This window comes from Streptomyces sp. 6N223 (assembly GCF_052246635.1).
Taxonomy (GTDB): Bacteria; Actinomycetota; Actinomycetes; order Streptomycetales; family Streptomycetaceae; genus Streptomyces.
This window is the reverse complement of the sequence record NZ_JBQQCA010000150.1, coordinates 1-934: the sequence shown is the minus strand read 5'-3', so window position 1 is coordinate 934 and position 934 is coordinate 1. Positions and strand designations below refer to the sequence as shown.

General features: G+C 74.2%; 1 protein-coding gene. It reads left to right on the top strand.

Translation table 11 applies throughout. The annotated features are described in order from the left end of the window. The coding region (locus ACTWQH_RS32765; RefSeq protein WP_443290456.1) for a beta-ketoacyl synthase N-terminal-like domain-containing protein at positions 1–934 on the top strand (934 nt) is incomplete at both ends.

Sequence of the window (934 nt, the reverse complement as noted above, 5' to 3'; positions counted from 1 at the left end):
CCCCCGCGAAGCCCTCGCCATGGACCCCCAGCAGCGGCTGCTGCTGGAGACCGCCTGGGAACTGCTGGAACGCGCCCACATCGACCCCACCACCCTCAAGGGCACCCCCACCGGCGTCTACGCGGGCTGCGGGGTGCCCGGCTTCGGGACTCCCCACGTCGAGCGGAGCGCCGAGGGCTTCCTGCTGACGGGCAACGCGCTGAGCGTCGTCTCCGGTCGCATCGCCTTCACCCTGGGCCTGGAGGGCCCGGCGGTCACGCTGGACACGGCGTGCTCGTCGTCGCTGGTGGCGATGCACCTGGCGGTCCAGGCGCTGCGCAACGGCGAGTGCGACCTGGCCATGGCCGGCGGCGTGACGGTCATGTCCACCCCGAACGTGATCACGGAGTTCTCGCGGCAGCGCGGCCTGGCCCCGGACGGGCGGTGCAAGCCGTTCGCCACGGCCGCGGACGGGACCGGGTTCGCCGAGGGTGCGGGCCTGGTGCTGCTGGAACGCCTCTCCGACGCCCGCCGCAACGGCCACCAGGTGCTGGCCGTCATCCGCGGCTCGGCCGTCAACCAGGACGGCGCCAGCAACGGGCTGAGCGCCCCCAACGGGCCCTCGCAGCAGCGCGTGATCCGGCAGGCGCTGGTCAACGCCGGGCTGGCGCCGGTCGAGGTGGACGCGGTGGAGGCGCACGGCACGGGCACGACGCTCGGCGACCCGATCGAGGCCGAGGCGCTGCTGGCGACGTACGGGCAGGAGCGGCCGGAGGACCGGCCGCTGTGGCTGGGGTCGATCAAGTCCAACATCGGGCACACCCAGGGCGCCGCGGGCGTGGCCGGCGTGATCAAGATGGTGATGGCGCTGCGGCACGGCCGGCTGCCCGCCACCCTTCACGTGGACGAGCCGACCTCGCACGTGGACTGGAGCGGCGACGCAGTGCGGCTGCTG